General features: G+C 63.7%; 27 protein-coding genes. 23 read left to right on the plus strand and 4 right to left on the minus strand.

Annotated elements, in window-relative coordinates; translation table 11 throughout:
• The first annotated feature begins 33 nt into the window (after positions 1 to 33).
• The 10 genes from AABA48_RS02005 (at position 34) to mtaB (ending at position 10098) form a co-directional block, all read left to right on the plus strand.
• Positions 34 to 369 (plus strand): hypothetical protein, encoded by a 336-nt coding sequence (locus tag AABA48_RS02005; RefSeq protein ID WP_286351876.1) that lies wholly within the window; start codon positions 34 to 36, stop codon positions 367 to 369.
• Positions 356 to 1219, plus strand: coding sequence for an HDOD domain-containing protein (locus AABA48_RS02010; protein ID WP_286351877.1), 864 nt, complete (start codon positions 356 to 358; stop codon positions 1217 to 1219). The genes AABA48_RS02005 and AABA48_RS02010 overlap by 14 nt, the downstream gene beginning before the upstream one ends.
• Positions 1220 to 3772, plus strand: coding sequence for a hybrid sensor histidine kinase/response regulator (locus tag AABA48_RS02015; RefSeq protein ID WP_338270899.1), 2553 nt, complete (start codon positions 1220 to 1222; stop codon positions 3770 to 3772).
• A 3-nt stretch (positions 3773 to 3775) separates the two neighbouring features.
• Complete coding sequence (locus AABA48_RS02020; RefSeq protein WP_338270900.1) at positions 3776 to 4882, plus strand: response regulator; 1107 nt, start codon at positions 3776 to 3778, stop codon at positions 4880 to 4882.
• Between the two features lie 27 nt (positions 4883 to 4909).
• The gene (locus AABA48_RS02025) at positions 4910 to 5263 is read left to right on the plus strand and encodes a hypothetical protein (RefSeq protein ID WP_338270902.1); all 354 of its coding nucleotides are present in this window, start codon (positions 4910 to 4912) and stop codon (positions 5261 to 5263) included.
• A gap of 150 nt (positions 5264 to 5413) precedes the next feature.
• Positions 5414 to 6091 (plus strand): serine O-acetyltransferase, encoded by a 678-nt coding sequence (cysE, locus tag AABA48_RS02030; protein WP_010943208.1) that lies wholly within the window; start codon positions 5414 to 5416, stop codon positions 6089 to 6091.
• Positions 6092 to 6094: 3 nt separating this feature from the next.
• The gene (locus AABA48_RS02035) at positions 6095 to 6532 is read left to right on the plus strand and encodes an Rrf2 family transcriptional regulator (RefSeq protein WP_010943207.1); all 438 of its coding nucleotides are present in this window, start codon (positions 6095 to 6097) and stop codon (positions 6530 to 6532) included.
• On the plus strand, positions 6529 to 7713 hold the full coding sequence (locus AABA48_RS02040) for a cysteine desulfurase family protein (protein WP_286351882.1): 1185 nt from the start codon (positions 6529 to 6531) through the stop codon (positions 7711 to 7713). Before AABA48_RS02035 ends, AABA48_RS02040 begins: the two co-directional genes overlap by 4 nt.
• Complete coding sequence (mnmA, locus tag AABA48_RS02045; RefSeq protein ID WP_338270905.1) at positions 7697 to 8794, plus strand: tRNA 2-thiouridine(34) synthase MnmA; 1098 nt, start codon at positions 7697 to 7699, stop codon at positions 8792 to 8794. Before AABA48_RS02040 ends, mnmA begins: the two co-directional genes overlap by 17 nt.
• A complete protein-coding gene (gene mtaB, locus AABA48_RS02050) occupies positions 8794 to 10098 on the plus strand; it encodes a tRNA (N(6)-L-threonylcarbamoyladenosine(37)-C(2))-methylthiotransferase MtaB (protein ID WP_338270906.1) in 1305 nt (434 codons plus the stop codon). The genes mnmA and mtaB overlap by 1 nt, the downstream gene beginning before the upstream one ends.
• A 148-nt stretch (positions 10099 to 10246) precedes the next feature.
• Here the strand turns inward: mtaB and AABA48_RS02055 are convergent, their stop codons facing one another.
• Genes AABA48_RS02055 through AABA48_RS02070 form a run of 4 tightly spaced genes read right to left on the minus strand, consistent with a single transcriptional unit; the run spans position 10247 to position 14519 of the window.
• The gene (locus AABA48_RS02055; RefSeq protein ID WP_286351885.1) at positions 10247 to 12058 is read right to left on the minus strand and encodes a sensor histidine kinase; all 1812 of its coding nucleotides are present in this window, start codon (positions 12056 to 12058) and stop codon (positions 10247 to 10249) included.
• Positions 12059 to 12100: 42 nt separating this feature from the next.
• On the minus strand, positions 12101 to 12868 hold the full coding sequence (locus AABA48_RS02060) for a sensor histidine kinase (protein WP_286351886.1): 768 nt from the start codon (positions 12866 to 12868) through the stop codon (positions 12101 to 12103).
• Positions 12865 to 14142 (minus strand): DUF6178 family protein, encoded by a 1278-nt coding sequence (locus AABA48_RS02065; RefSeq protein ID WP_286351887.1) that lies wholly within the window; start codon positions 14140 to 14142, stop codon positions 12865 to 12867. The genes AABA48_RS02060 and AABA48_RS02065 overlap by 4 nt, the downstream gene beginning before the upstream one ends.
• 59 nt (positions 14143 to 14201) lie before the next feature.
• Complete coding sequence (locus AABA48_RS02070) at positions 14202 to 14519, minus strand: YcgN family cysteine cluster protein (protein WP_286351888.1); 318 nt, start codon at positions 14517 to 14519, stop codon at positions 14202 to 14204.
• 187 nt (positions 14520 to 14706) lie between these two features.
• Between AABA48_RS02070 and AABA48_RS02075 the strand changes: the two genes are divergently transcribed.
• The 13 genes from AABA48_RS02075 (at position 14707) to AABA48_RS02135 (ending at position 25136) form a co-directional block, all read left to right on the plus strand.
• Positions 14707 to 15192 carry a SixA phosphatase family protein gene (locus tag AABA48_RS02075; protein ID WP_338270909.1) on the plus strand — a complete coding sequence of 162 codons (486 nt, stop codon included), beginning with the start codon at positions 14707 to 14709 and terminating at the stop codon, positions 15190 to 15192.
• Between the two features lie 29 nt (positions 15193 to 15221).
• Positions 15222 to 15746 carry a helix-hairpin-helix domain-containing protein gene (locus tag AABA48_RS02080; RefSeq protein ID WP_286351890.1) on the plus strand — a complete coding sequence of 175 codons (525 nt, stop codon included), beginning with the start codon at positions 15222 to 15224 and terminating at the stop codon, positions 15744 to 15746.
• A 48-nt stretch (positions 15747 to 15794) separates the two neighbouring features.
• Entirely contained in the window at positions 15795 to 16685 is an 891-nt protein-coding gene (locus AABA48_RS02085; protein WP_286351891.1) for a CHAD domain-containing protein, read from the plus strand.
• Entirely contained in the window at positions 16682 to 18223 is a 1542-nt protein-coding gene (locus AABA48_RS02090; protein ID WP_286351892.1) for a Ppx/GppA phosphatase family protein, read from the plus strand. The genes AABA48_RS02085 and AABA48_RS02090 overlap by 4 nt, the downstream gene beginning before the upstream one ends.
• A gap of 127 nt (positions 18224 to 18350) precedes the next feature.
• Positions 18351 to 18791, plus strand: a complete 441-nt coding sequence (locus AABA48_RS02095; RefSeq protein ID WP_286351893.1) for a MarR family winged helix-turn-helix transcriptional regulator — start codon at positions 18351 to 18353, stop codon at positions 18789 to 18791.
• Between the two features lie 68 nt (positions 18792 to 18859).
• Positions 18860 to 19450 carry a YceI family protein gene (locus tag AABA48_RS02100; RefSeq protein WP_286351894.1) on the plus strand — a complete coding sequence of 197 codons (591 nt, stop codon included), beginning with the start codon at positions 18860 to 18862 and terminating at the stop codon, positions 19448 to 19450.
• Between the two features lie 99 nt (positions 19451 to 19549).
• The gene (locus tag AABA48_RS02105; protein WP_286351895.1) at positions 19550 to 19996 is read left to right on the plus strand and encodes a DoxX family protein; all 447 of its coding nucleotides are present in this window, start codon (positions 19550 to 19552) and stop codon (positions 19994 to 19996) included.
• Between the two features lie 11 nt (positions 19997 to 20007).
• Complete coding sequence (locus AABA48_RS02110; RefSeq protein ID WP_286351896.1) at positions 20008 to 20607, plus strand: NUDIX hydrolase; 600 nt, start codon at positions 20008 to 20010, stop codon at positions 20605 to 20607.
• A 13-nt stretch (positions 20608 to 20620) separates the two neighbouring features.
• Positions 20621 to 21319, plus strand: a complete 699-nt coding sequence (locus AABA48_RS02115; RefSeq protein ID WP_286351897.1) for a pirin family protein — start codon at positions 20621 to 20623, stop codon at positions 21317 to 21319.
• A 108-nt stretch (positions 21320 to 21427) separates the two neighbouring features.
• Positions 21428 to 22081 carry a hydrolase gene (locus AABA48_RS02120; RefSeq protein ID WP_286351898.1) on the plus strand — a complete coding sequence of 218 codons (654 nt, stop codon included), beginning with the start codon at positions 21428 to 21430 and terminating at the stop codon, positions 22079 to 22081.
• 29 nt (positions 22082 to 22110) lie between these two features.
• Positions 22111 to 22635 (plus strand): antibiotic biosynthesis monooxygenase, encoded by a 525-nt coding sequence (locus tag AABA48_RS02125; protein ID WP_286351899.1) that lies wholly within the window; start codon positions 22111 to 22113, stop codon positions 22633 to 22635.
• 13 nt (positions 22636 to 22648) lie between these two features.
• A complete protein-coding gene (locus AABA48_RS02130; RefSeq protein WP_338270915.1) occupies positions 22649 to 24520 on the plus strand; it encodes an amidohydrolase in 1872 nt (623 codons plus the stop codon).
• A 157-nt stretch (positions 24521 to 24677) separates the two neighbouring features.
• On the plus strand, positions 24678 to 25136 hold the full coding sequence (locus AABA48_RS02135; RefSeq protein WP_338270917.1) for a hypothetical protein: 459 nt from the start codon (positions 24678 to 24680) through the stop codon (positions 25134 to 25136).
• Positions 25137 to 25138 lie beyond the last annotated feature (2 nt).

Genomic DNA, 25138 nt, shown 5'->3' on the forward strand with positions numbered 1-25138 from the left:
GAGAGGGATTGCCGGCGCCGGGGAGCCTGAACCGTGGGAATAGTGCCGACTGAAAACCTCGAAGAGGGAATGGTCCTTGCCGTGGATGTCCATGACCGCACCGGGAGGCTGCTGCTGGGGGCGGGGGTGGAGCTTGAGCGCAAGCATATCGTCATCCTGATGACTTGGGGCGTGACCGAAGCCGACATCCTGGAAGGAGACAGCGGCGGCTCGTCCTTCCCCCTTTCCCCCGAGGTTCCGCAGGCTCTGATGGAGGCCGCCGAGACAGAGCTCAGGCCCCTGTTCGGGGAAAACGACATGGAGCATCCGGTGATGCGCGAGCTGCTACGCCTTGCCGCCCTGAGAAAGGTCATCCATGACAACCCATAACCGCCCCCTGACCATGGAGTGGATCGTGGACCGAACCCGGACGGTCTACTCGCTCCCCTATTTCTACGAGCGGCTCAACGAGACGATCAGCCACCCCCGCAGCTCCATCGACGATGTGGCCCGGATCATCATCGACGATCAGGGGTTGACCGCGCGCATCCTGAAACTCGCCAACAGCCCCATGTTCGGCTTTTTCTCCAAGGTCGACTCCATCTCGAAGGCAGTGACGATCATCGGCACCCAGCAGCTGCGGGACCTGGCCCTGGCGGCCTCGGTGATGGATGTCTTCAATGATATCCCCCGGGAGCTGATGGATATGGTGCTGTTCTGGCGGCACAGCATCGCCTGCGGCATCGTGGCCCGCAACCTGGCGATCTACCTACGCGAGAGCAACGTGGAGCGGTTCTTCGTGGCGGGCATCCTCCACGACGTGGGCCAGTTGGTCATGTGCACCGCCATCCCCGGGACGGTCAGTGACGTGCTGGCCCGGAACCGGTCCGAGTCCCGGTTCCTGGATGCCACCGAACGGGACGCGCTCGGCTTCGACCACGCCGCCCTGGGCGGTGCGCTGCTGCGCGCGTGGAAGATACCGGCCACCATCAACGAGCCGGTCTCCTATCACCACGAGCCCGGCAAGGCCGAGCACTTCTCGCTGGAGGTGTCGATCATCCACCTGGCCGACATCATCTGTCAGGCCCTCGGGTATGGCGCCAGCGGCGAAGGGGGGGTGCCTCTCCTGGACCCCGCCGCGTGGGACCGCCTCGGCGTGCCGGTGTCGATCCTGACGACAATCGTGAAGCAGTCCGAGCCCCAGGTAGAGGAAACGTTCGCCATCCTCGTGGAGGGATAAATGAGACCGAAGGCCGCCGCCCCATCCCGCGCCTTCCTGCTGGAGCGCGTCAATTACCTGGAAGAAGCCAACCGCCGCTACTTGTCGATCCTCGATATGCTGGCCTCCAGCAGCATGTTCCACAGCGACCTGGGCCGCGCAAGGGACTCCCAGGAAATCTTCCGGGCCACACTGACCCAGCTCCGCCGGATTCTCGACTGTCGTATGACCGGATTTCTCATCTCGGGCGATGACGGCAGCTTCGAGCTTGCCTCCTGGGAGCCGGACGAGGGGCGTGACGAAATCCAGCGCATCATCGACGCCAAGATCGTGGACGGCACCTTTGCCTGGGCCCTGAACCGGAACCAGGCAATCCTCGTCCCCCTGGCCGACGACCGGTCCCTGCTCCTGCACGTGGTCGCCACCCGCTCCCGCGTCAGCGGCATGTTCGCGGGCATTCTCCCCGGCAGTTCCCATTCGCCCGATGCGGCTACCCTCAACGCCGTGTCGGTCATCATGCACACCTGCGCCCACTCCCTGGAGAGCACGGAGCTGTATTCCATGGTGCGGGACACCCTGGCCTCGCTGGAGCAGCGGGTGCAGGAGCGGACCCGTGACCTGGCCTCGGCCCGGGAGCAGGCGGAAGGCGCCAGCCGTGCCAAGAGCGATTTCCTCGCCAACATGAGCCACGAGATCAGGACCCCCCTGAACGGCATCATGGGGATGACCGACCTCCTGCTCGGCGGCGGGCTGAGCCAAACGCAACAACACCAGTACCTCGGTGCGATCAAGGGGTCCGCCGACTGCCTCATGGGGGTGATCGGCGACATCCTCGATTTCTCCAAGATAGAAGCGGGGAAGGTCGAGCTGGACCCCGTGCCCTTTTTCCTGCGCACGTTCATGGGGCAGGCGGTGCGATCCCTTTCCGCCCGGGCGGCCGAGAAGGGGGTGGAACTCGTCTGCGACCCTCGGGAAGATGTGGCCGACCCGCTCATCGGCGATTGCGGGAAGCTGCGCCAGGTCCTGGTGAATCTGGTGGGCAACGCCATCAAGTTCTCCGACGGCGGCGAGGTCGTGGTGGCGGTGGAAACGGTGGCAGCCGAGGGGGACGAAGTGCTTCTCCGGTTTTCGGTTTCGGACCAGGGGTGCGGGATCGCGCCGGATGCGCTGGACCGGATCTTCAACGTGTTCGAGCAGGCCGATTCATCCACCACCAAGCGCTTCGGCGGCACCGGCCTCGGCCTGGCCATCTCCCGCAGGATCGTTCAGCTCATGGGGGGCGATATCCGGGTCGAGAGCGTCCCGGGGGAGGGGAGCACGTTTTTCTTCACCTGCCGGTTCCAGCTCCGGCCGCCCGAACCGGACAGCCTCGCGGACCACGGCCTTGCCGGGCGGCCCGTGCTGGTGGTCGAGGCGCCCACGCTCAGCCGCAGGGTCCTCGTCTCCTACCTGACCGGCTGGGACATGCGGCCCCGGGTGGCGGCCACCGTGGACGATGCCCTGGAACTTGCCGCCGGCATGACGACCGCTGCCGGTGAATCCCTGGTGACGTTGGTGGACAAGAAGTCCCTGGGCGTCGGCTGGCGGGAGGCGCTGGAGCGCCTGACCGAAGGCGTCGGCACGGAGTTGAAGCTGATCCTGATGACCGAGGTGGGCGACGTGGCCGAGAAGGAGAGCCGCCTCTGGCCGGACAAGGCAAGGTGCCTGCTCAAGCCGCTCGTGCACGGCGATCTCGGGGAGGCCATCGTTTCGACCCTGACCGGGCGGAAACCGTCCGAATCACCCCCCCGGCCGGTGCAGCCCGGCAACGGCCCCGGTCTCAGCATCCTGGTTGCCGACGACGTGGAGGTGAACCGGATGCTCGTCAACGTCATTCTCGGCCGGATGGGGCACCGGGTGGCGCAGGCCGCCAACGGCGAGGAAGTTCTGAAGGTCCTTGAGGACTCTCGGTTCGACCTGGTGCTGATGGATGTGCAGATGCCGGTCATGGACGGGTTCGAGACCGCCCGCCGGATCAGGGAGCAGGAGCGCGGCTCCGGCCGGCGGACCCCCATCCTGGCGCTGACCGCCTATGCCGGGCAACAGGACCGGGAACAGTGCCTGTCCGCCGACATGGACGGCTATGTGGCCAAGCCCTTTACGGCCGAGGAGCTGGTCCGGGCGGTGCACTCCTGCTGCGGGGTCGACGGCTCGCTCGACAGTACCGGAGACGGGCGGGAAACCGCCCCCGAGGTCGCGGACGAGCTGCCGCCGGTTTTCGACCGACAGGGGCTGGTGGCCCGGCTCCGGGGCAAGGACGAGCTGGTTCCGAAGTTCGTGAGGATGTTCCAGGACGGGACGGAAAAGAATCTCGCCAGACTTTGGCACGCCGTGGAGAAACGGGATACCGCGGGGGTCCGGCTGGGTGCCCACGCCATTGTCGGAGCTGCCGGCAATATCGGCGCGCAGCGCGTGCTCGCCCTGGCCCGGCGCATTGAGGACGCTGCCGTCAACGGCCGGTTGGACGAAGCGGTTGCCCTGCTTCAGCCCCTTGCCGCCGAATATGACGCGTTTGTACGCGAAGCGGAGAGATAGATCATGCTGGATTCAATCTCGGTCCTTGTGGTAGATGATGAAGAGATAAACCGGGAGATGCTTTCGGTCATGCTCGACGGGCTGGCAACGTCCGTCCCGGCGCGGAACGGCCTGGAAGCTCTCCGGGTGCTGGAGGCGAACTCCGCCATCGACCTCATTCTGCTCGATCTGGAGATGCCCGAGCTGAACGGGTTTGCGACGCTCGCCACCCTCAAGAAGCATCCTCTGTGGTGCGACATCCCCGTCATCGTCCTCACGGCCGGCAAGGACGAAGTGACCCGGACCCTGCGGCTGGGGGCCAACGATTATCTCGCCAAGCCGTACGACATGGAGGAGTTGCGCCTGCGGGTGATGAACCATGTCCGTACCAGGAAGCTGATGGACCTGTCCCGTGACGTGAACGGCATCCTGGAGCGGGAGGTGGCCCGCAAGACCGCCGAGGTCAGGAACGCCCTGGCCCTGGCCCGGGAGGCGGAGTACGAGATAACGCTGCGCCTCGGCCGGGCCGCCGAATTCCGCGACGTGGAAACCGGCATGCACACGCGCCGGATCAGCGAGATGGCCCGGGAGCTCGGCCGGTTGAGCGGGCTGCCCGAGGACCAGTGCGAGGTGCTCCGCTACGCGGCCCCGCTCCACGACGTGGGCAAGCTCGGCATCCCGGACCGGATCCTCTTCAAGTCCGGGGGGCTCACGGACGAGGAGATGGAGATCATGTGCCTCCACACGGTCATCGGCGGCAAGATCCTCGCCGGCGGCGACCGGTACACATCCCTGGAGATGGGACGGATCGTGGCCCTCCAGCACCACGAAAAATGGGACGGCACCGGCTACCCCAACGGCCTGGCCGGAGAAGATATCCACATCTTCGGGCGCATCGTCATGATCGTCGATGTGTTCGACGCCCTCTGCCCGGAGCGCCCCTACAAGCCGACAATGCCCTTCGATGAAGTTATCTCCGTCATGGGGGAGGGGCGGGCATCGTTCTTCGATCCCCGTCTGCTGGACATCTTCCTGGCCAATGTGGAGGCCTTTGCCGCGATCAGGACCTCGCTCACGGACCGGCCCGTGGAGGAGAAGACGGCCTTGGAGCAGGTGCTGTTCCTGGCATGACCGCGGCCTGAGCAGGAAAGGAGGAGAATGGAAGAGCAGCGCCTGTCAATCCTGATCGGCCGTTTTACCGCGGCGGCCGCCGCCCACGGGGAAGCCCTGGAGGCCATGGACGCGGCGCGGGCTGACCGCCATGCGACGATGCTCGCACGCCTCTACCGGGAGATCGCCGCCTTCGGCGCGGCAGGGCGCGCCGGGCTGCTGGACGCCACGGAGCGCGGCATCGGCGCCGCGGCGGGCATGGCCGCGGTCTATTCGCTTTCCCACGATGCACCCCGCTCCCTGGCGATCCTGCGGCGGCTGGCCCGGGAGCCGGGGCTCCTGGGCTTCCGGGCGTCCGTGGCCATCGAGCGCTGGGAAAGGGGAGAGTTGACCCTTTCGTGACGGGGAGGAGGGATCTGCTAGAAGTTGACAAAAATTGTAGGGTATGCTACTGATCGAATATCCTTACTGTAAGGATGCCCGTCGTGCCGTGTCGGGCATCCTTTTGTTTCCAATCCGCGTGGGGATCATGATCCCCGGAAGGGACTGCCGATGTTTGCACGACTGCGCGAGGATATTCAATCGGTGCTCGACCGCGATCCAGCTGCCCGCAGCACGCTGGAAGTGCTCTGTTGCTACCCGGGGCTGCACGCCATCTGGTTTCACCGGCTGGCGAACCTGCTCTGGCGGAGCGATTTCCATTTCCTGGGCCGCCTTGTTTCCCACGTGGGCCGTTTTCTCACCGGCATCGAGATCCATCCGGGAGCGACCATCGGCCGGCGCCTTTTCATCGATCACGGCATGGGAGTGGTGATCGGCGAGACGGCCGAAATCGGCGACGACGTGACCATCTACCACGGGGTGACCCTCGGCGGGGTCAGCCTGGAGAAGAAGAAGCGGCACCCCACCGTGGAGAGCAACGCGGTCATCGGTTCCGGCGCCAAGGTCCTGGGTCCGTTCACTGTGGGCGAAGGGGCCAAGATCGGCTCCAATTCGGTGGTGGTGAAGGAAGTCCCGGCCAATGCCACCGTGGTGGGCATCCCCGGACGGGTGGTCATGGCCGCGGAGAAGCCGAAGGACAAGTCCGATTTCGAGCACGGCAAGCTGCCCGACCCGGAAGCCAAGGCCATTTCCTGTCTCTTCGAGCAGATCAGGGAGCTGGAGCGCAAGTACGGTGAACTGGCCGCCGAGCACGAGGCGCTGAAACGCCGCCTGGATGGGGGGAATTAGTCCATGAGACTGTCGACGCGCGCCCAGTATGCGGTGCGGGCCATGGTCGATCTGTCGCTCCACTCGGAGGGGAAGCCCGTGGCCCTGCGGGATATCGCCCAGCGGGAAGACATCCCGCTCAACTACCTGGAGCAGCTCTTCAACCGCCTGCGTCGCGGCAGCATCGTGGAGAGCGTGCGCGGCCCCGGCGGGGGCTACCTGCTGGCCCGGGAGAGCTCGGCCATCCTGGTGGGCGAAATCGTGGCCACGGTGGAAGAACCGCTGACGCCGGTCTCCTGCATGGACAAGGGGAAGGGGCGCTGTACCCGCACTGCGGCGTGCACCACCCATTCGGTCTGGGAGATGCTCGGCGAGCGGATCAGGACGTTCCTGGACTCCATCACCCTGGAGGACCTGGTGCGCGATGCCCGACGGCGGCCCGGCGAGAGTGAGGATCAATGAGTGAAGCCCCCGCGGGCACTGTCCCGCTGATCTATCTGGACCACAACGCGACGACGCCGACTCACCCCCTGGTGGTGGAGGCGTTGTTGCCGTTTCTGGGGGAGCGGTTCGGCAATCCGTCCAGCATCCACTGGGCCGGCCGGGCCGTGAAGGGGGCCGTGGAGGAGGCCCGTGAGGCGGTGGCCGAACTGGCGGGATGCGAACCGGGTGAGGTGGTTTTCACCGGGTCGGGCTCCGAGGCCGACAATATGGCCGTGAAAGGAGTGGCCTCGTCCCTCCGGAAGCGGGGCAACCACATCATCGCCACCCGGGTGGAGCATCCGGCCGTGGCCAATTCCTGCCGCTACCTGGAGCACGGCGGATACGAGGTAACCTGGCTCGACGTGGACCGGGACGGTATCCTGGACCCGACGCGAGTGGAAGAGGCCATCACGGAGCGGACCATTCTCGTCACGGCCATGTATGCCAACAACGAGACCGGCGTGCTGCTGCCGGTGGCGGAAATCGGCGAGATCGCCCGGCGGCACCGGGTGCCCTTTCACTGCGACGCCGTCCAGGCCCTGGGCAAGGTCCCCCTGGAGTTTCGCGCCACCGGCGCGTCGCTCATGGCGCTCTCGGCCCACAAGGTTTACGGTCCCAAGGGGGTGGGGGCGCTGGTGATCCGGCGTGGCACAACCTGCCACCCGCTGGTGCACGGCGGCTCCCAGGAGCGCAATCGCCGGGCCGGAACCGAGGACGTGGCCGGCATCGTGGGCTTTGGCCACGCGTGCCGGCTGGCGCGGGAATCCCTGGCCGACGAGACGGTGCGGGTTCGCCGCCTGCGGGACCGGCTGGAGGAGGGAATCCTCGGCCGGGTGCCCGGCGCGCGGGTGAACGGCCATCGGCAGTTCCGGCTGCCGAATACGAGCAATATCAGCTTTGAAGGTGTGACCGCTGATACGCTGCTCATGGCTCTGGACCTGGCCGGGATCGCCGTGTCGTCGGGGTCCGCGTGCAGTTCCGGCACCCTGCGGCATTCGCCGGTGCTGGCCGCCATGGGGCTGTCCCCGCAGGAGGCCGGCGGAGCCGTGCGCTTTTCCTTGGGACTGGGAAATACGGATCAGGAGATCGACCGGGTGCTGACGGTGCTGCCGGAGATCGTCGAACGGGTGAAACGAGGTGGAGATGGCAGAGAAGCATAGGCAGCGCATCGTCATCGCCATGAGCGGCGGGGTCGACTCGTCGGTGGCGGCGGCGCTTCTGAAGGAAGAGGGACACGAGGTCATCGGCATCTCCATGCAGGTCTGGGACTATGCGAACTTCACCGCCGCCGAGGGGGAGAAGTTCGACACCTGCTGCTCCCTGGACGATATCCACGACGCCCGCCGGGTGGCGGAGCAGATCGGCATCCCCTTCTACGTGGTGAATTTCGAGGAGGAGTTCCGGCGGCTGGTGATCGACGACTTCGTGGACGAGTACTTCCGGGGGCGGACACCGAACCCCTGCGTCCGGTGCAACCAAAGGGTGAAGTTCGAGCTCCTGCTCCACAAGGCCCGGGAACTGGGCGCCGACTTCCTGGCCACGGGCCACTACGCCCGCCGGGTCCGGGGAGAGGACGGCCTCTACCACCTGCTGCGGGGATTGGACCCGGCCAAGGACCAGAGCTATTTCCTCTTTACCCTGACCCAGGACCAGCTTGCCCGGACCCTGTTCCCCCTGGGAGAGATGACCAAGGAGCAGGTGCGGCGCCTGGCGGCGGAACGGGGGCTGCGGGTGGCCGAGAAGGGGGAGAGCCAGGAGATCTGCTTCGTCCCGGACGACGACTACGTCCGGTTTCTGGAGGAGGAGCGGGGAGCGGGGCTCATGGCCGGCGAGATCGTGGACCGGGAGGGGAATGTCCTGGGCCGCCACGGGGGAACCTACCGCTACACGGTGGGGCAGCGCCGGGGGCTGGGCGTCGCCCACCCGACTCCCCTCTACGTGGTGGGGGTCGATGCGGAGCGACGTCAGGTGATCGTCGGCCCGGCCGAAGAGCTTCTGGCCACGGGGCTCACGGCAACCGGGGTGACTTGGGTCGTGCACCCCCAAGGGCAGACCGTGGATGCCTCGTGCAAGATCCGCTACCGCCACCAGCCGGTGCCGTGCACGGTTGCCGTGCTCGCCGACGGCAGGGCCGAAGTCCGGTTCCGGCAGCCCGAGAAGTCGGTGACCCCGGGACAGGCGGTGGTCTTCTACCGCGATGACGAGGTTCTGGGCGGCGGCTGGATCGAGGGGCGGCTGTGATGCAGAGGGTTGCCATCACCACCCTCGGTTGCAAGATCAACCAGTTCGAATCGGCTGCCATGACCGAAAGCCTCGGTCGGGAGGGGTTCCGGCTGGTTCCCTTCGAGGACGAGGCGGACATCTACGTCATCAACACCTGCACGGTCACGGCCAGGACCGACGCGGAGTCGCGGCGGCTCATCCGTCGGGCCATGCGCAGGAACCCTGCTGCCCGGGTGGTGGTGACCGGCTGCTATGCCCAGGTGGCGCCCGACGCGGTGGGTGAGCTGCCCGGCGTGTCGCTGGTGGTGGGGAACAGCGAGAAAAAGGGGATCGCCGGGCTGTTGCGGGATGCGGTGCCGGCGGAAAAGATACTGGTGTCAGACATCTCCCGGCAGCGGACCGCTGAGGCCCTGGGGCTGGAGAGCTTTGCGGAGCATACCCGGGCGTTCCTCCAGGTGCAGAACGGCTGCGACGCATTCTGCTCCTACTGCATCGTGCCCCATGCCCGGGGGCGGAGCCGCAGTGTCCCCTTCCGGGACGTGCTGGAGGGGATCGGCACCTATGCCGGCCAGGGATTCCGGGAGGTGGTGCTGACCGGCATCCACCTGGGGGCCTACGGCGCCGACCTGGAGCCCCCCGCGAGCCTTCCCGATCTGCTGGCTGCCGCCGACGCCGAGGCGCTGGTGCCGCGTCTGCGCGTCGGGTCGGTGGAACCCCACGAGATCTCCGACGGTCTCATCGCCCTCATGGCCCGGTCGCCCGTCATCTGCCCCCATCTGCACATCCCGCTCCAGAGCGGCTCTGACAGCGTGCTGGAGCGGATGAACCGCCGCTACACGGCTGCGTTTTTCCGGGAGCGGGTGGAACGGCTGGCTGCGGCGGTGCCGGACATCTGCATCGGCTGCGACGTGATCGCCGGCTTCCCCGGCGAGACGGACGAGGAGTTCGCCGCCACCCTGGCCCTGCTGGAAGGGCTCCCCATCGCCCATCTCCACGTCTTTCCCTTTTCGCGGCGCGCGGGAACCCCCGCGGCCCGCATGTCCGGCCAGGTGGACGGCAAAATTGTGCGGGAGCGGGCCGAGGTCCTGCGGGCGCTGTCCGACCGGAAGCGGGAGGCCTTTCACCGGCGCTTCGTGGGGCGGGACCTGCCGGTGCTGGTGTTGAACGGCCGGGGGAAAGAGGTGACGGGGCTGTCGCGCAACTACATTACGGTGCGGATCGAGGCGGTGACGCCGCCCCCCGAAGGTGAGGTCATGGTCCGGGTGACCGGCGTGGAGGCCGACGGGGTGCGGGGTGTCATCTCAGAGCCTGTCCGTAAGTAATCGCACCGGTCTCGCATCCCGCCTTCACGCCGTCCTGGGCCGTCTTCGATCGTACCGTCTTCGACGGAGCCCTGCTACGCCTGCGGCGCTACTCAATCGGTCCGGCCAAATCCGTCATAAATCCTGCCGCGATCTGCTGAAACAGCAGCTACGAACAGGTTACCAAGGTAAAGAAGAACGTTGCTCCCTCGCCGGGGGCTGCCTCGGCCCACAGCCGGCCGCCGTGCCGGTGAACGATCCGCTGGACCGTGGCGAGTCCCACGCCGGTCCCCTCGAATTCATCCTCCCGGTGCAGCCTCTGGAAGGGGGCAAAGAGCCGGTCCGCGTAGGCCATGTCGAAACCGACGCCGTTGTCGCGCACGTAGTAGATGGCCGTTGCACCGTCCTGTCGGGTGCCGATCTCGATTGCCGCGCCTTCCCGGGTGCGGCTGTACTTCCAGGCGTTGCCCACCAGGTTTTCCATCACCACCCGCACCAGCCGTGCATCACCCTCTGTCTCCATGGCATCACTGATCTTTACCGACACCCGCCGCTCCGGTTCGGCGCCGCGCAACTCGTCCAGGATGTCACGGGCCACGGCGCCCAGGTCGATCCGTTCGCGCTGCAGGTCGCTCCTGCTGAGACGCGACAGATCCAGCATGGCGTCGATCATTTGCGAGAGGCGCCGGCTGGCCCCGTTGATCCGCTCCAGGCAGTGCCTGCCGTTCTCGTCGAGCCGGTCCGCGTAGTCTTCGAGCAGGGCTTCGCTGAATCCCGCCAGGTGGCGCAGGGGGGCGCGCAGGTCGTGGGAAACCGAGTAGCTGAACGATTCCAGTTCCCGGTTCATGGCCTCGAGATCGGCGGTGCGCTGGTGAACCCGCTCTTCCAGATCGGCGTTGAGGGCCGTGAGGGTCTCTTCGCTAGCCCTCAGCCGCTGGGCCATGGCGTTGAACGAGGAGGCGATGGTTTCCAGCTCGTCCCGGGCCGAGAACTGGAGCTTGTAGGTCAGGTTGCCCCGTTCGACCTCGCCCATGGCGGCGACCAGTTCCTGCAGGCTGCCGAGGATGGACCTGACGAGCCTGACGGCCGGGAACATGGCGATGAGCCCCGCGATCAGGGCCGCGGACAGGGCCTTGCGGCTCACCAGAAGCGCGAAGCTGCGGGCCTCGGACAGGGGCATGGAGACCAGCGCGTGCCAGCCGTGGTTTCCCACATTGGCCACGCTGATGATCCGCTCCACCCCGTCGCTGCCCCGGCAGACCGTGGTGAAGCCGGGGGTGATCACCTCTCCGGGGCACTTGAGGGCGGTGTCGGTGATATTGCGCCCGATCCGTTCCGGTGAGCGGGTGTCCATTATGATGCCTCCCTTGCGGTCCAGCACCAGGATGTCGGTGTTGTCGGCCAGGCGGTTGGTGGAGGCGGCCAGGTGTTTGGAGATGGCGTTCAGGTCGATGGGGATGCCCACAACCCCCACCTGGCGGGAGCGATCGTCCGTGACCGGCCCTGAGATCATGACGGCAGGGCGCTTGAAGAGTTTGGATACGTGGAGGTCGCCGATGATGTAGGCGCCCCTGCGCGCCCCCTGGTACCACTCCTTGTCGTTGTAGTTCAGGGTGTGCACGGTGGGGGAGGAGACGCCGGAGCCCACATTGTTTCCGGCCATATCGGCGGCCAGGATGTTGAGCCGCATGGGATAGGAGGGGAGAAGTTCCGCGAATAGCCGGTCCATGGCCGCCGGCTCGCAGGCGACGACCGTGGGATGGCGCGACAGGACCCGCAGGACGCCGGTGGTTTCGGTGATCAACCGGTCCACTTCCACAGCCACGTGCGTGGCAGCCGAGAAGTTGCGGCCTTTCAGGTCGTCGATTTCCCGCTTGAGGATTTCGTAGTGGTTGTAGATGGAAAGGACGGCCATCGGCACCAGGAAGAACCCGATGATGGAGATAAGCTTGATCCTGATGGTCAGGAAGGGAAGAGTCATGGGGCTGCCTCCCGCTGATGCGTCCTGGAGAACGAGCGGGATTTACCCGGTCAGTGTGAAATAAAACGTCGCTCCCGCATCGGGCGCCGCTTCGGCCCATATTCTGCCGCCGTGGCGTTGGATGATCCGGTGGGCCGTGGCAAGGCCGATGCCCACCCCCTCGAACTCGCTGCCCTGGTGCATGCGCTGGAAGGGGATGAACAGGCGGTCGGCAAAGGCCATGTCGAACCCGGCACCATCGTCTTTAACAAAATAGGCCGTTTTCCCCTCCTGCACGCAGGAACCGAAGGAAATGTGGGCTGGATCGCGGGCGACCGTGAACTTCCAGGCATTGCGCAGCAGGTTGTCCATCACCGTCCGGAGCAGCCGGCGGTCTCCCTGCGCCGTAACACCGTCCTCGATGGTGAACAGTACGCTGCGCTCCGGGTGCAGATACCTGAGCTCCATCTCGATGGTTCGCACTATCTCGCTCAGGTTGGCGGTATCGGGGCAGAGCGGCTCGCGGGCGATGCGTGAAAGGTTCAGCAGCCCGTTGATGAGGTTTCCCATCCGCTGGCTGGCGATCCGGATCCGCTTGAGATACTCCTGCCCCTGGGCGTCGAGCTGTTCGGCGCAGTCCTCCATGAGGGCCCGGGCGAATCCGTCGATGATGGTGAGGGGGGCGCGCAGGTCGTGGGAAACCGAGTAGCTGAAGGTCTGCAGTTCGCGGTTTGAAGCGTCAAGGGCCTCGGTGAGCTCGGCAACCCGCTGCTCCAGCTCCTGCACGCGGCAGCTCAGATCCTCTTCGCCGGTGTGGCTCCGATCATTCATGCCGGGTCTCCATGACGGCCCAGCAGTTCGTCGATCCGGCGGATGTCGTCGAGTTCCCGGAATTCCCGGAAGCCGTCGATGCCGTCCGGGTCCAGAGCCCGGTAGAAGCGGGGCGGTGTGGCCCGCAGCCCCTCGATCACCCTGCCGGTGGCGTAATCGTCGATCGCCAGCGACTCGTGGCTCTTGCGCAGTTCCATGACCATGCCGAATCCGAGCCGGAAGAGGCGGGAGAGGTATTCCCGGCCGATGATCGCGGCGGCCCGTTCCACGTCGCCGTCTGACAGGTGCTCAAGGGCGATGGAGAGGTAACCGTGGACCCGCCGGAAGATCGCCTCCATTCCCTCGCGTGAGCGGAGGGCGGCGCCGTCGGCCACCAGGGCGCTGTTGACGAGGGCGGTGAGCTCCTGATCCACCGGACTCTCCACCCGGGCCAGGGCGCGGTTGAGGAATGACTTCTCGTATCCCGCCGGCATGGGGAGGCCGGTTATGCCCGAGGCCAGGTCCAGTCGTTTTTCGGCTGAGGGGATGAAGCTGTCGGGAGAGAGCCGGGCATAGATGGTAAGGGCATCCTCAAGTTCGGGGAACCCCAGGTCGGCGAGCCGGCCCGAGCGGAAGCGGTAGGCGAGTTCTTCCAGCTCGCTCTCCAGCTCCACCTTGATCCCTTCCATGAGCCCCAGGTAGAGCTCCCGGTCGTTGCGGAAGATGATGTCGATGAAGGTCCCCACGGCGCGGGCCCGCTCGGCGTTGCGGAAGGTTATGAAGTAGACGTTGTCGAAGCTGTGGTCCCAGTCGGCCACCCGCTCTTCGTCGGAGACCAGGTCGCCGATGCCGCCGCCGACGATGATCTCCTTCTTGAACATGAGAATGAGAAGTTCCGCGTCCATGTGGGGCAGCTGCTCCAGTACGGCCTCTTCGCCCGCTTCCAGCAGGTGGTTGAGCCACTGGTGCGATTTAGCTTCGGAAAAATTCCACGAGTCCCAGAGCTCCATGTCCAGAATGAACATCCGCTGCTGCGGCGACGCCAGTTCCCAGAACTCCACGGCGTCGGTCATCCCCACTTCGGTCAGTATCCAGTAAAACTGCTGCTCCGGCAGCGCGCGCACCACCTCCCGGGCGCGAGGGTCGGCGAGGAGGGCGTTCATCTGCTTCCAGGCAGTGGCCCCGCCGGGGACTGCAGACGCCGCCTCCGTATCGGTGCCCGTCGCTTTGCCGACCATGGCGCGGCGGGTGCGCTCCTCCTCCAGACTGACTACCTTGCTGCCATCACGTCCCATTTCCTGAAAACTCCCTTCCCTGTTTGTTGCAGCGTGCGATGTGCGGGCGCGTCTCCGGCTCAGCCCCTTTTCCCCTTGTTCCGTCCGTTCATTCTTACCTTTGACAGCCGTACCCCCAGCGCCTTGCGGTAGGCGCAGTCGTCATGAAGCCAGGGGATCGTTCTCACCAGTTCCTCGGTCAGCTTGACGCACTCGGGATTGATGTCGAACCGTTTGTCATAGATGACGCACTGGCGGGTGGTCACATCCAGATAGCGGCAGGGGGTTGAGGTGAAGAAGACGGTGCCGTTCTCGTCCTCGATCTTCTCGAAGCAGCAGAGACCGCACCGCTCACAGAGGGATTCCCACCCATCGCCGGATTCGTCCTGATTTTTCATGGCATGAGGATACCTATCGGCGAGAGGTGTGTCAATGACCAAGGCTGCCGGCCCGGTTTCCCCGATTGTTACAACCGGGTAAAATCTTTGCCTGCCCGTGGCATTGTGCGGGAATTCTCATTGAAAACGCTGCATGCTGTGCTTTACTCTTTTGCGGAGCCGGACTGCACACTGTGCCGGAGGTGATATGAAACTGCTCGTGGTGCGTCACGCCGAGGCGGTGGAACGCTCTCCGGCGATCGCCGAGGAGGACCGCTGGCTCACGCCGCGGGGGCGGGCTTCCTTTGCCGCCAGCGTCCGGGTTGTTGCCCGGCGGCGCATGCCTCCCGACCTGATCGTCGCCAGCCCCCTGGTCCGTGCCGTGCAGACGGCGGAACTACTCGCCGCCGGCCTGGACTACGACGGGGAACTGGCGGTCTCCCGGGAGCTTGCCCCCGGTTTCGACCGGGAGGGTCTTGCCCGGCTGCTGGCCGGCCGACCAGAAGCCCGCCATGTGGTCATCGTTGGGCACGAGCCCGACCTGGGCCGGGTGGTGGCCGATTTGCTGGGACGGCCCGAGGCCGTGCCGCTACGCAAGGGAATGGCCGTTGCCCTGGAACTGGACTCCGGCACGGGGCGCGCGCGATTGCGCTGGGTGGTCCACAAGGGAGAAAAGACGCGTACGCTGCCGTGACGGCACGGATGAAAAGGAGGGAATGAGGGATGGCGGACGTCCAGAAGGAACTGCAGAAAATTCGCGGCATCGGCGAGGTGCTGGCCAAACGGCTGGCCGAGGCGGGGCACGACACCTTCGGGAAGATCGCAGCGGCCGGCGAGGAGGGGCTCAGGGCCATCAAGGGGATGAATCCCCGTTCGGTCGCCTCCATTGTTGCCCAGGCCGCCGAACTGGCCGAGGGAAAAGCAGAGGACCGGGCCCGGCGCGTGGAAGAGCTGAAGGCCGCCGCCCTGACCCTGCGGGAGCAGGTGGAAGGGGTCGCCCGCACGGTGCGCGAGCGCTTTGCCGATGAACTGGAAAAGAAGACGGCCCGCCGGGTGGAGAAGGAGTTCCTCAAGGTGGTGACGACCCTGGAAAAGGTGGAAGGGAAGATCGGCCGCCGGGTGAAACGGGCCGGCAAGGGGCTCGCCAAGGCCGAAAAACGCCTGGCCGGTTTGGCCGATACGGGGCTCAAAGAGGTCGAGCAGGGTCTGCGGCGGACGCGCAAGGCCCTCAAACGGGTGCTTGCCTGACGGCGTCGTTGCTCCGGCTGTGCGTCTGAAGGCGAAACGGGGCTCCTCATGCGGATCAGCGGGCATACACCACTCTGGATAGCGGCCCGGGCGCTTCTGGCCGGCCGGGTGGACGATTTCTTCGACCGGTGGCGCAGGGCGGCTGAAACGTTCGACCCGGAGGACATCCATGATCTTCGGGTCTCCTCGCGGCGGCTCCGGGAGGGATTCCTCCTGTTCGCCGCCGCCTATCGCCCCGAATCCGTCCGGCGCGCGGCCCGGGGCGTCAGGAGCGTCACCCGGCTCCTGGGCGCCCTGCGCAATACCGACGAGGCCCTTGTCTTCTTCCGGCACATGGCGGAGACGGCCGAGGGAGGCGCCGGTCGCCATCTGGCGCGGATCATCGCGCGGTACGAGGACCTGCGCCGGGAGCAACGGCGGCAACTCCGGCGGGGGCTCGGAGATTTGGACCCCCGCCGCACCCGCGAGGCCCTGGCCCGCATCGTGGCATGTCCGACCCTCTTCTCGCCGCCCCCTTCGGGCATCGACCCCTTCACGACCATTGCCGTTTTTGCTGCCGAGCGCCTTCGGGAGCGCCTGGACGACGTGCTCGCCCTGGTGCCCGATGCCTGCCGCGAGCCTGACGTGGAGGCCCAGCACCGCCTGAGGATTGCGGTGAAGCACTACCGCTACCGGCTGGAGATCCTCTCCTTTCTCCTTGGAGACTGCTCCGGCCCCCTCCATGCCGCGATCAAGGCCTACCAGGACGTTCTCGGCACCATGCACGACCTGGACGTCTTTGCCGGCATCGTCAGGCACGAGGGATTGCCATCGGCGGATGAGTGTGTCATCCTGAACCACATCACGGGGGAGCGGCGCCGGCGGTTCGCGCTGTTTGCCGGGCTCCTGGCCGAGACCCCCTTCGAAGCCATCGGCGAACAGGTGAGGAGAGCGCTGTGACCCACAACAGGCTGGCTGCCATCGATATCGGGACCAACTCCATCCGCTGCATCGTGGTGGAGGTGACCAGGAACGGAAAATTCCGCGTCCTGGACGACGAGAAGGCCACCGTGCGCCTGGGCGAAGGGATGGCCGCCAGCGGCACCATCTCGCCGGCGGCCTGGGAGCGTGCCGTGACGGCGCTCGGCCGGATGAAGAAGATCGTGGACGGCTACGGCGTGACGGCCATCGAGGCGGTGGCCACGAGCGCTGTCCGGAAGGCAGCCAACGGCGAGGCGTTCATCGCCGCCATCGCCGCGGAGGTTGGAGTGGCGGTGGCGGTCATCAGCGGCGAGGAGGAGGCGGAGCTGGCGGCCCTCTCGGTGCGGAACCACTTCGACATGGAGGGTGTCCGCTACGCCATGGTCGACATTGGCGGCGGGAGCCTGGAGGTGGTGACGGCGCTGGGCTCCCACATCGAGGAGATCTACTCCCTGGAGCTGGGAGCGGTCTTTCTCACCGAGAAGTTCATGGGGGGCGACTCCATCCGGCAGGCCAGCCAGGACAAGCTCCGCAAGCATATCCGCTCGAGCCTCAAGGAGGTCTTTGCCGGCGAGCGGGTCCAGTTTCAGTGTCTCGTGGGCTCCGGCGGCACCATCACCGCCATCGCCGCCATGGCCATGGCCATGCGGGGGGAGGGGTACGGCTCGGTCCACCGCTACGAGGTGCTCCGCTCCGAGGTGGTGCACCTGCTCGCCATGCTGTCGCGCAAGACGGTCAAGGAGCGGCGGGAGGTGCCGGGCCTCAACCCGGACCGGGCCGACATCATCGTGGCCGGAGTCACGGTGGTTGACGAGCTGATGCGCTTTTTCGACGCCAACATCCTGCGGGTGAACGAGCGGGGAATCCGGGAGGGGCTCATCGTCAAGGCGCTCCGGACCCACGGCCTCATCCCCGGTGCCGAGCAGCCCCGCACCTGGCGCGACGCGGTGCTGGAGTTCGGCCGCTCCTGTCACATGGACGAGGAGCATTCCCTCCACGTGACCAAGCTGGCCCTGCAACTCTTCGACGCCCTGGGGCCCGCCTGCGGCATGGGGGAGGGGGCTCGTCGGATGCTGGAGGCGGCCGCCATCCTCCACGACGTGGGGTACTTCATCAACTACTCCAGCCACCACAAACATTCCTACCATCTCATCCGCCACGCCGACCTCTTCGGCTTCACCCCCCGGGAGCGGGAGATCATCGCCAACGCGGCCCGCTACCACCGCAAGGCCCTCCCCAAGAAGAAGCACGATGCCTACGTGCGGCTGGCCGAACCGGACCGGCAGCTGGTGAGCCGGCTCGGCGGCATTCTCCGGCTGGCCGACGGCCTCGACCGGCGCCGCAGCGGCGTCGTCACCGGCGTCACCTGCTCCATCTCCGACGGCACGGCCATCGTCACCATCGCCAGCAGCGAGGATATCTCGGTGGAGCTCTTCGGCGGGAAGATCAAGGGGGATCTCCTGGAGGAGGCGTTCAAGAAGCGGCTGCTCCTGGTGGCGGAGCAGCCACAGATTTGAACGTGCCCCTCTCTCCAAATACTCAACCATCAGGGAAATAAACAGGGCAAAAACTGTGCTTGACAGTTTGGTCAGGTTGGTATAGTTTGATATTAAATTATATCATTTAAAGCTAAACGGGACTGACATGAAAACTCCAACTGCCCCAACATACCGAGTCCTTAATACCTACACCAAGCTGGTGCGGGCCGCGGAATCGGTAACCAGCAGGGTCCATCGCGTCCTGTCGGCCCCAAAGCTTACCATCAGCCAGTTTGGCGTACTGGAGGCTCTGTACCATAAAGGTCCCCTGTGCCAGAAGGACATTGCCGCCAAAATCCTCAAGAGTACCGGCAATATTACCCTGGTGATCGATAACCTTGAGAAGCAGGGTCTGGTAAGACGAGAGCGCGATACGGAAGATCGGCGCTATTTGACCATTCATCTGACGGAAACGGGGACAGCGCTCATTACCAAAGTCTTTGCGGATGTCGAGACGTCAATTGTTGCTGAAATGGCTTCCCTTACGGAGAACGAACAGGAAGTGCTGGGAAATCTGTGCAAAAAACTCGGATTGAAAGGAGGATAAAGAGGCAGTCGTGTTTTTTTAAGTAAACAATTTGATGTTAAATAATTCAAAACCAAAGGAGATTCATCATGAAAAAGATCATCGCATCAATCGGCACCATCGTCGCCCTGTCCCTTCCGGCCTTTGCCTTCGCCTCTACCTGGACCATCGACCCCGATCATTCCAATATCGGCTTCAAGGTCAAACACCTGATGGTGGCGAATGTGAAGGGGAATTTCGAGAAGCATACCGGCACCGTTGAAATCGATGACAAAGACATCACCAAGTCAAAGGTGAACGTCACTATCGATACCAATTCCATCAACACGAATGTGCAAAAACGCGACGAGCATCTGCGCAGCGCCGACTTCTTCGATGTGGCCAAATACCCCACCATGACCTTCGTGTCGAAGAAAGTTGCCAAGGCCGGCAAGGACAGGCTGAAGGTTACCGGCGACCTGACCCTGCATGGCGTTACCCGTCAGGTGGTCCTTGATGTGGAACCGATCTCCAAGGAAAGCAAGGATCCATGGGGCAATATCCGTCGCGGCACCACAGCCACAACCAAAATCGATCGCAAGGATTTCGGTCTTACCTGGAACAAGGGACTTGAAACCGGTGGAGTGCTTGTCGGTGATGAAATCACGATCACCCTGGAAATCGAGATGATCAGGAAGTAACGGTACCTGCCATCTGTCAAGGCCGGGAGGCAGTTGCCATCTCCTCCCGGTCTTGATCCTGATGTCCGGTCGGACGCCAAACCTCGAAGGAGTTAGACGATGTTGAACAAACTACTTGCTACACAGGATGAATTTTCCACTACCATCCTGCGCGTGACCCTGGGGGTGGTAATGCTTCCCCACGGTGCCCAGAAAGTGCTGGGATGGTTCGGTGGCCATGGTTTTAGTGGAACCATGCACCATTTTACCGAGAACATGGGCATCCCCTACCTGTTTGCCTTGCTGGCGGTACTGGCCGAATCGTTTGGTGCACTTGGACTAATCGCGGGGCTCTTTACCCGGATTGCTGCCTTCGGCATTGGTGCAACCATCGGCGTGGCCGCCTTGATGGGCCATGTGAAATACGGTTTTTTCATGAACTGGTTCGGAAAGCAGGCCGGTGAGGGGTTCGAGTACCATCTGTTGGTGGTCGGTATGGCGCTGGCCCTGGTGATTGCCGGTGGTGGGCGCTGGTCGCTGGACCGCCTTATTGCCCGTAAAGCCTGAGGAGCAACACCGTGAACACGATTCAACAGATCGGCACGGCGCTCACCAACCATCAGTCACGCATCATTGAGCCGGGGGGGCGCGCGCACGCCGCAGTCGCCTTGATTCTGGAGGAACGACCGGCCGGGTTGAACATCCTGTTTATTGAACGATCAAGCAACGAAAATGATTACTGGTCCGGTCAGATCGGTTTTCCGGGGGGAAGAGCAGAGAGCTATGACCGCAGCCTTAAAGAAACTGCCGAGCGGGAAACACGGGAAGAGATCGGGCTGGATCTTTCCACTGCGCACTACCTGGGCCGTCTCGGCGACATTGCCCCCGGAGGTTTGCGGATAGTTGTCTCCTGCTTTGTCTATGCAGTAAAGCAGCATCCCGTGTTGCACCTGGCCCAGGACGAAATTGCCGACGCCTTCTGGGTTTCTGCCGGGGAGTTCAGCAACCCGGCCCGCGTTGCCCAGGTGGAGTTTTTTGTCCGCAACCGACTCCGCCGATTTCCGGCGTTGAGACTACTGGATGACAAACAACAGCCTCTCTGGGGGTTGACGTATCGCCTGCTCCGTAATCTAAACAAACGTATCACTGCTGCGATCGAATCGGATCGTTACCAATAAAGGAGTCACGACAATGCTCCGCATACGAAAAGCAACTGAACGTGGACATGCCGATCATGGCTGGCTGAATACCTACCATACCTTTTCCTTTGCCGATTACTACGACCCGAAGCATATGGGTTTCAGGGCCTTGCGGGTCATCAATGAAGATCGGGTCCAGCCAAAAGAAGGTTTTCCGACCCATCCCCACCGTGACATGGAGATCATCACCTATGTCCTGGAAGGTGCGCTGGAACACAAGGACAGTATGGGCAACGGTTCGGTCATCCGCCCCGGCGAGGTGCAGCGCATGAGTGCCGGCACCGGCATCACCCACAGCGAGTTCAACCATTCCGGGTCTGAACTTGTGCATTTCCTCCAAATCTGGATAGTGCCTGAAAAGGACGGGGTAGCACCCAGCTATGAACAGACCTTCTTCCCGGATGAGGAAAAGCGGAAAAAACTGCGGCTGATCGCCTCGCGAGACGGCCGTAACGGGTCCGTGACCATCAATCAGGACGTTAACCTGTATGCAGCCCTGCTTGAACAGGGAGAAGAGATTGCTCATGTCGTACCAGCAGGCCGCCACGTCTGGCTTCAGGTAGCTCGCGGCAGTGTTGAGATAAACGGTCACCATCTGAGTCCGGGAGACGGTGCCGCAGTGAGCGACGAAAATCAGCTGATTGTCATCGGCAAGGAAAAGGCGGAAGTGCTTCTTTTTGACCTGGCCTGACACATCAGGCAGGCTCAAGCGCGTAAACAGTACATTGATTCGATGAATTGCGGGGGTACACTTTACCTGTAGTACGAAGATGCAAAGTCCAATAAAAGGAGTCATATCATGAACTACACGGAACTGCTCAATCCTCAGAATTCAGCCCTTATCCTGATCGATTTTCAACCCCAGATGACGTTCGGTGTCGCCAACATAGACCGGCAGACCCTCTTCAACAACGTCCTGCTCCTGGCCAAGGCGGCAAAAATCTTCAATGTGCCGACCATCCTCACAACGGTGGAGACGAAAAGCTTCTCCGGCAACATGTGGCCGGAGATTCTCGACATCTTTCCCAACCAGGAACCGGTCGAGCGGAGTTCCATGAACTCGTGGGAGGACGAGAAATTCGTGGCGGCGGTAAAGACCACAGGGCGGAAAAAACTGGTCATGGCGGCCCTCTGGACCGAGGTCTGCCTGGCGTTCCCGGCCCTGGAAGCAATTAAAGCCGGCTATGACGTCTATGCCGTGGAAGATGCCTCGGGCGGGACAAGCGTTACCGCCCACAATGCAGCCATGCGACGCGTCGAACAGGCTGGTGCGGTGCCCATGACCGCTCTGCAGGTTCTCCTTGAGTACCAGCGTGACTGGGCCCGCAAGGACACCTACGACGCTGTCATCCAGACGGTCAAGGAGCACTGCGGCGCCTACGGCCAGGGCGTGGAGTATGCCTACACCATGGTGCATGGCGCACCACCCAGCCGCAAGGCCCCGGGGAAATGAATAACAGCCTTGCACAGGAAACCGGCCCCTTGACGACCGTTGTAACCTGGCGGGTCAGGCAGGGGAGCGAAAGGAAATTCGAGGCGTGGCGGCATGAGATTTCAGCCGCCGCCCTCGGCTTCCCGGGCCACATGGGCATCAACGTGATAACGCCCAGCGGCAGCGAGCGAGAGTATGTGGTTATTTTCCGATTCGATACCTATGAGCACCTGAGAAACTGGCAGGAATCGGACATCCGGCGGGAACTATTAGAAAAAGCCGAACCGTTCAGGGAGCGCGAACCGACATACCGCCTGGAAAGCGGCCTGGAGTACTGGTTTGCGCCGCCAGGTGCGCCGGCGTCTCCCCCACGCTGGAAAATGGCCATCGTCACGGTTCTGGGGGTCTGGCCGGTCAGCATGCTGGTACCGTGGCTGCTGAATCCATTCATAGCCAGCCAGCCTCGGCCACTGAAGGCATTGGTGGTATCTGTGGGCATAGTAATTGTTCTAACGTGGGCGGCCATGCCTCTGTTGGTGAAATTACTCAGACCCTGGCTGAAACACCGCCCGTAAGGGAGGCAACATCATGAACGCACCCGACCTGATTCTGCATAACGGCACGATCACCACCCTCGATGATGCCAACCCTCGGGTCTCGGCCATTGCCATGGCCGGAGGACGCATAACCGCCACCGGGGGAGATGAACTCCTCGGCACCGCAACTGACAAGACGCAGCGAATAGATCTCAAGGGGCGCCGGGTCATCCCCGGCCTCAACGATTCCCACATGCATGTGATCCGCGGGGGGCTCACCTACAACCTGGAGCTGCGCTGGGACGGAGTCCCGTCTCTTGCCGACGGCTTGCGCATGCTGAAAGAGCAGGCGCAGCGCACTCCCCCAGGCCAATGGGTGCGGGTCATCGGCGGCTGGAGCGAATTCCAGTTCGCCGAGCGCCGCATGCCCACTCTCGATGAGATCAACGCTGTCGCTCCCGATACCCCGGTCTTCGTCCTGCACCTCTATTGCCGCGGCATGCTGAACAAGGCCGCGCTTCGGGCCTGCGGCTACACGAAAGACACCCCTGATCCCCCCGCCGGTGAAATCCAGCGGGACAAGTCCGGCAATCCCACCGGGCTTCTCATCGCCCGTCCCAATGCCGGCATCCTGTACGCCACCGTCGGCAAGCAGCCGAAACTCCCCCCCGAACATCAGATGAATTCATCGCGGCACTTCATGCGGGAACTGAATCGCCTTGGCCTCACCAGCCTGGTGGACGCCGGGGGCGGTTCGCAGATCTACCCGGATGACTACGCGATCATCGAGGAGTTGCACCGGCGGGGTGAAATGACTGTACGCATGGCCTACAACATCTTTACGCAAAAGCCCAAGGAGGAAAAAGAGGATTTTCTGCGCTGCATGAAGCTGACCTCCCCCGGCATGGGTGACGATTTCTATCGCTGCAACGGCGCCGGAGAGATGCTGGCCTACTCTGCGGCGGATTTCGAGGATTTCCTGGAACCCCGCCCCGCCCTTCCATCCAACCTGGAGAAGGAGCTGAAGGAGGTTGTTTCGCTCCTGGCCGCCAATAAGTGGCCGTTCCGCCTCCACGCCACCTATGACGAAAGCATCTCTCGCATGCTGGACGTCTTCGAAGAGGTGAACCGCGAAATCCCCTTCACCGACACAAAATGGTTCTTCGATCATTGCGAAACCATCTCCGACAAAAGCATGGAGCGGGTCAAGGCGCTGGGGGGCGGCATTGCCATCCAGAACCGCATGGCCTTTCAGGGGGAATATTTCCTGGATCGTTATGGGAAGCAGGCAGCGGAGCGGACCCCTCCGGTGCGAAAGATGCTCGATCTTGGCATTCCCGTGGGGGCGGGGACCGATGCCACCCGCGTCTCCAGCTACAACCCCTGGGTTTCCCTCTACTGGCTGGTTGCGGGGAAGACCGTCGGCGGCGCCCCGCTGTATTCCGAGGCAAACCGTCTCAGCCGTGAGGAGGCGCTGCGGCTCTATACCCAGGGGAGCAGCTGGTTTTCCGGTGAAAGCGGCAAGAAGGGGATCATCGCCGTCGGCCAGCTGGCGGATGTCACGGCGCTCACGGACGATTACTTCACCGTGCCGGAAGTGAACATCAAGGGAATCGAGTCGGTCCTGACCATTGTTGACGGGAAGATTGTCTACGGCGCCGGGGAATTCGGGAACCTCGATCCGACGCCGCTGCCGGTGCTGCCGGAGTGGTCACCCGTGAAGGTGTATGGCGGGTACGGGGCGCCGCTGGACATGCGTAAAGCCGCCCGTGCCGGCGTCCCGGTGCCCCAGCACCAGCACACCGCCGAGTGCCATTCCCACGGCTGTCAGCACGCTGCTCACCAACTCTTGGTCGGCATCAAGGCCGCGGTGCCCCGTTACGGTGACTTCTGGGGCTTGGGTTGCGATTGCTTCGCATTTTGATACTAGTTATTCCGTAAGGATCTAGCGAGAAAGGAGAACGGCCATGGCAGAGATTAAGTGGATCACCTCATTCAAGGATGGCTTGGCGCGGGCCAGAAGCGAAAATAAACTGGCGCTCGTTGATTTTTTCAACCCCGGCTGAATCGGATGCAAGCGCATGGACGCGGTTGCGTACCCTGACTCCGCAGTAATCGATTTTATCAACGGCAATCTCATTCCCATCCGCATCCCGGCCGATGACCCTGAACTGGGGCCACGCTACAAGGTAAAATGGACCCCGACCCTGCTGATTGTGGATGCCGAAGGGGTTGAACATTACCGAACCCTGGGCTTTTATCCCCCGGATGAGTTGATCCCGTCACTGCTGCTGGGGATTGGCAAGGCCAGGTTCAATCTGCCGGACCGTCCCGCGGCGTGTGAGTGCTTTGAAAAAATCCTCGCCGGCTACCCCGCCAGCAGCCTGGCGCCGGAAGCGGTCTATCTCAACGGGGTTTCCCGCTACATCGAAACCCACGATGTGGCGAACCTGGTCGGTATCTATGACCGGCTGACGGCCGAGTATCCCGGCAGTCCCTGGCTTACCCGGGCTGACCCGTACCGGTTCCTCAAAAAGTAAGC

The sequence above is a fragment of the Geobacter sp. 60473 genome (assembly GCF_036323535.1).
In the GTDB taxonomy this organism is placed as follows: domain Bacteria; phylum Desulfobacterota; class Desulfuromonadia; order Geobacterales; family Geobacteraceae; genus Geobacter; species Geobacter sulfurreducens.

Excerpts from the sequence above, each read along its gene's own strand:
- AABA48_RS02020 (WP_338270900.1), top strand. The coding sequence starts at position 3,776 with ATGCTGGATTCAATCTCGGTCCTTGTGGTAGATGATGAAGAGATAAAC.
- AABA48_RS02040 (WP_286351882.1), top strand. The coding sequence starts at position 6,529 with ATGAGTGAAGCCCCCGCGGGCACTGTCCCGCTGATCTATCTGGACCAC.
- AABA48_RS02055 (WP_286351885.1), bottom strand. The coding sequence starts at position 12,058 with ATGACTCTTCCCTTCCTGACCATCAGGATCAAGCTTATCTCCATCATC.
- AABA48_RS02070 (WP_286351888.1), bottom strand. The coding sequence starts at position 14,519 with ATGAAAAATCAGGACGAATCCGGCGATGGGTGGGAATCCCTCTGTGAG.
- AABA48_RS02065 (WP_286351887.1), bottom strand. The coding sequence starts at position 14,142 with ATGGGACGTGATGGCAGCAAGGTAGTCAGTCTGGAGGAGGAGCGCACC.
- AABA48_RS02085 (WP_286351891.1), top strand. The coding sequence starts at position 15,795 with ATGCGGATCAGCGGGCATACACCACTCTGGATAGCGGCCCGGGCGCTT.
- AABA48_RS02010 (WP_286351877.1), top strand. The coding sequence starts at position 356 with ATGACAACCCATAACCGCCCCCTGACCATGGAGTGGATCGTGGACCGA.
- AABA48_RS02130 (WP_338270915.1), top strand. The coding sequence starts at position 22,649 with ATGAACGCACCCGACCTGATTCTGCATAACGGCACGATCACCACCCTC.
- AABA48_RS02075 (WP_338270909.1), top strand. The coding sequence starts at position 14,707 with ATGAAACTGCTCGTGGTGCGTCACGCCGAGGCGGTGGAACGCTCTCCG.
- AABA48_RS02120 (WP_286351898.1), top strand. The coding sequence starts at position 21,428 with ATGAACTACACGGAACTGCTCAATCCTCAGAATTCAGCCCTTATCCTG.
- AABA48_RS02015 (WP_338270899.1), top strand. The coding sequence starts at position 1,220 with ATGAGACCGAAGGCCGCCGCCCCATCCCGCGCCTTCCTGCTGGAGCGC.
- AABA48_RS02135 (WP_338270917.1), top strand. The coding sequence starts at position 24,678 with ATGGACGCGGTTGCGTACCCTGACTCCGCAGTAATCGATTTTATCAAC.
- mnmA (WP_338270905.1), top strand. The coding sequence starts at position 7,697 with ATGGCAGAGAAGCATAGGCAGCGCATCGTCATCGCCATGAGCGGCGGG.
- AABA48_RS02105 (WP_286351895.1), top strand. The coding sequence starts at position 19,550 with ATGTTGAACAAACTACTTGCTACACAGGATGAATTTTCCACTACCATC.
- AABA48_RS02095 (WP_286351893.1), top strand. The coding sequence starts at position 18,351 with ATGAAAACTCCAACTGCCCCAACATACCGAGTCCTTAATACCTACACC.
- AABA48_RS02080 (WP_286351890.1), top strand. The coding sequence starts at position 15,222 with ATGGCGGACGTCCAGAAGGAACTGCAGAAAATTCGCGGCATCGGCGAG.
- AABA48_RS02025 (WP_338270902.1), top strand. The coding sequence starts at position 4,910 with ATGGAAGAGCAGCGCCTGTCAATCCTGATCGGCCGTTTTACCGCGGCG.
- mtaB (WP_338270906.1), top strand. The coding sequence starts at position 8,794 with ATGCAGAGGGTTGCCATCACCACCCTCGGTTGCAAGATCAACCAGTTC.
- AABA48_RS02035 (WP_010943207.1), top strand. The coding sequence starts at position 6,095 with ATGAGACTGTCGACGCGCGCCCAGTATGCGGTGCGGGCCATGGTCGAT.
- cysE (WP_010943208.1), top strand. The coding sequence starts at position 5,414 with ATGTTTGCACGACTGCGCGAGGATATTCAATCGGTGCTCGACCGCGAT.
- AABA48_RS02100 (WP_286351894.1), top strand. The coding sequence starts at position 18,860 with ATGAAAAAGATCATCGCATCAATCGGCACCATCGTCGCCCTGTCCCTT.
- AABA48_RS02060 (WP_286351886.1), bottom strand. The coding sequence starts at position 12,868 with ATGAATGATCGGAGCCACACCGGCGAAGAGGATCTGAGCTGCCGCGTG.
- AABA48_RS02115 (WP_286351897.1), top strand. The coding sequence starts at position 20,621 with ATGCTCCGCATACGAAAAGCAACTGAACGTGGACATGCCGATCATGGC.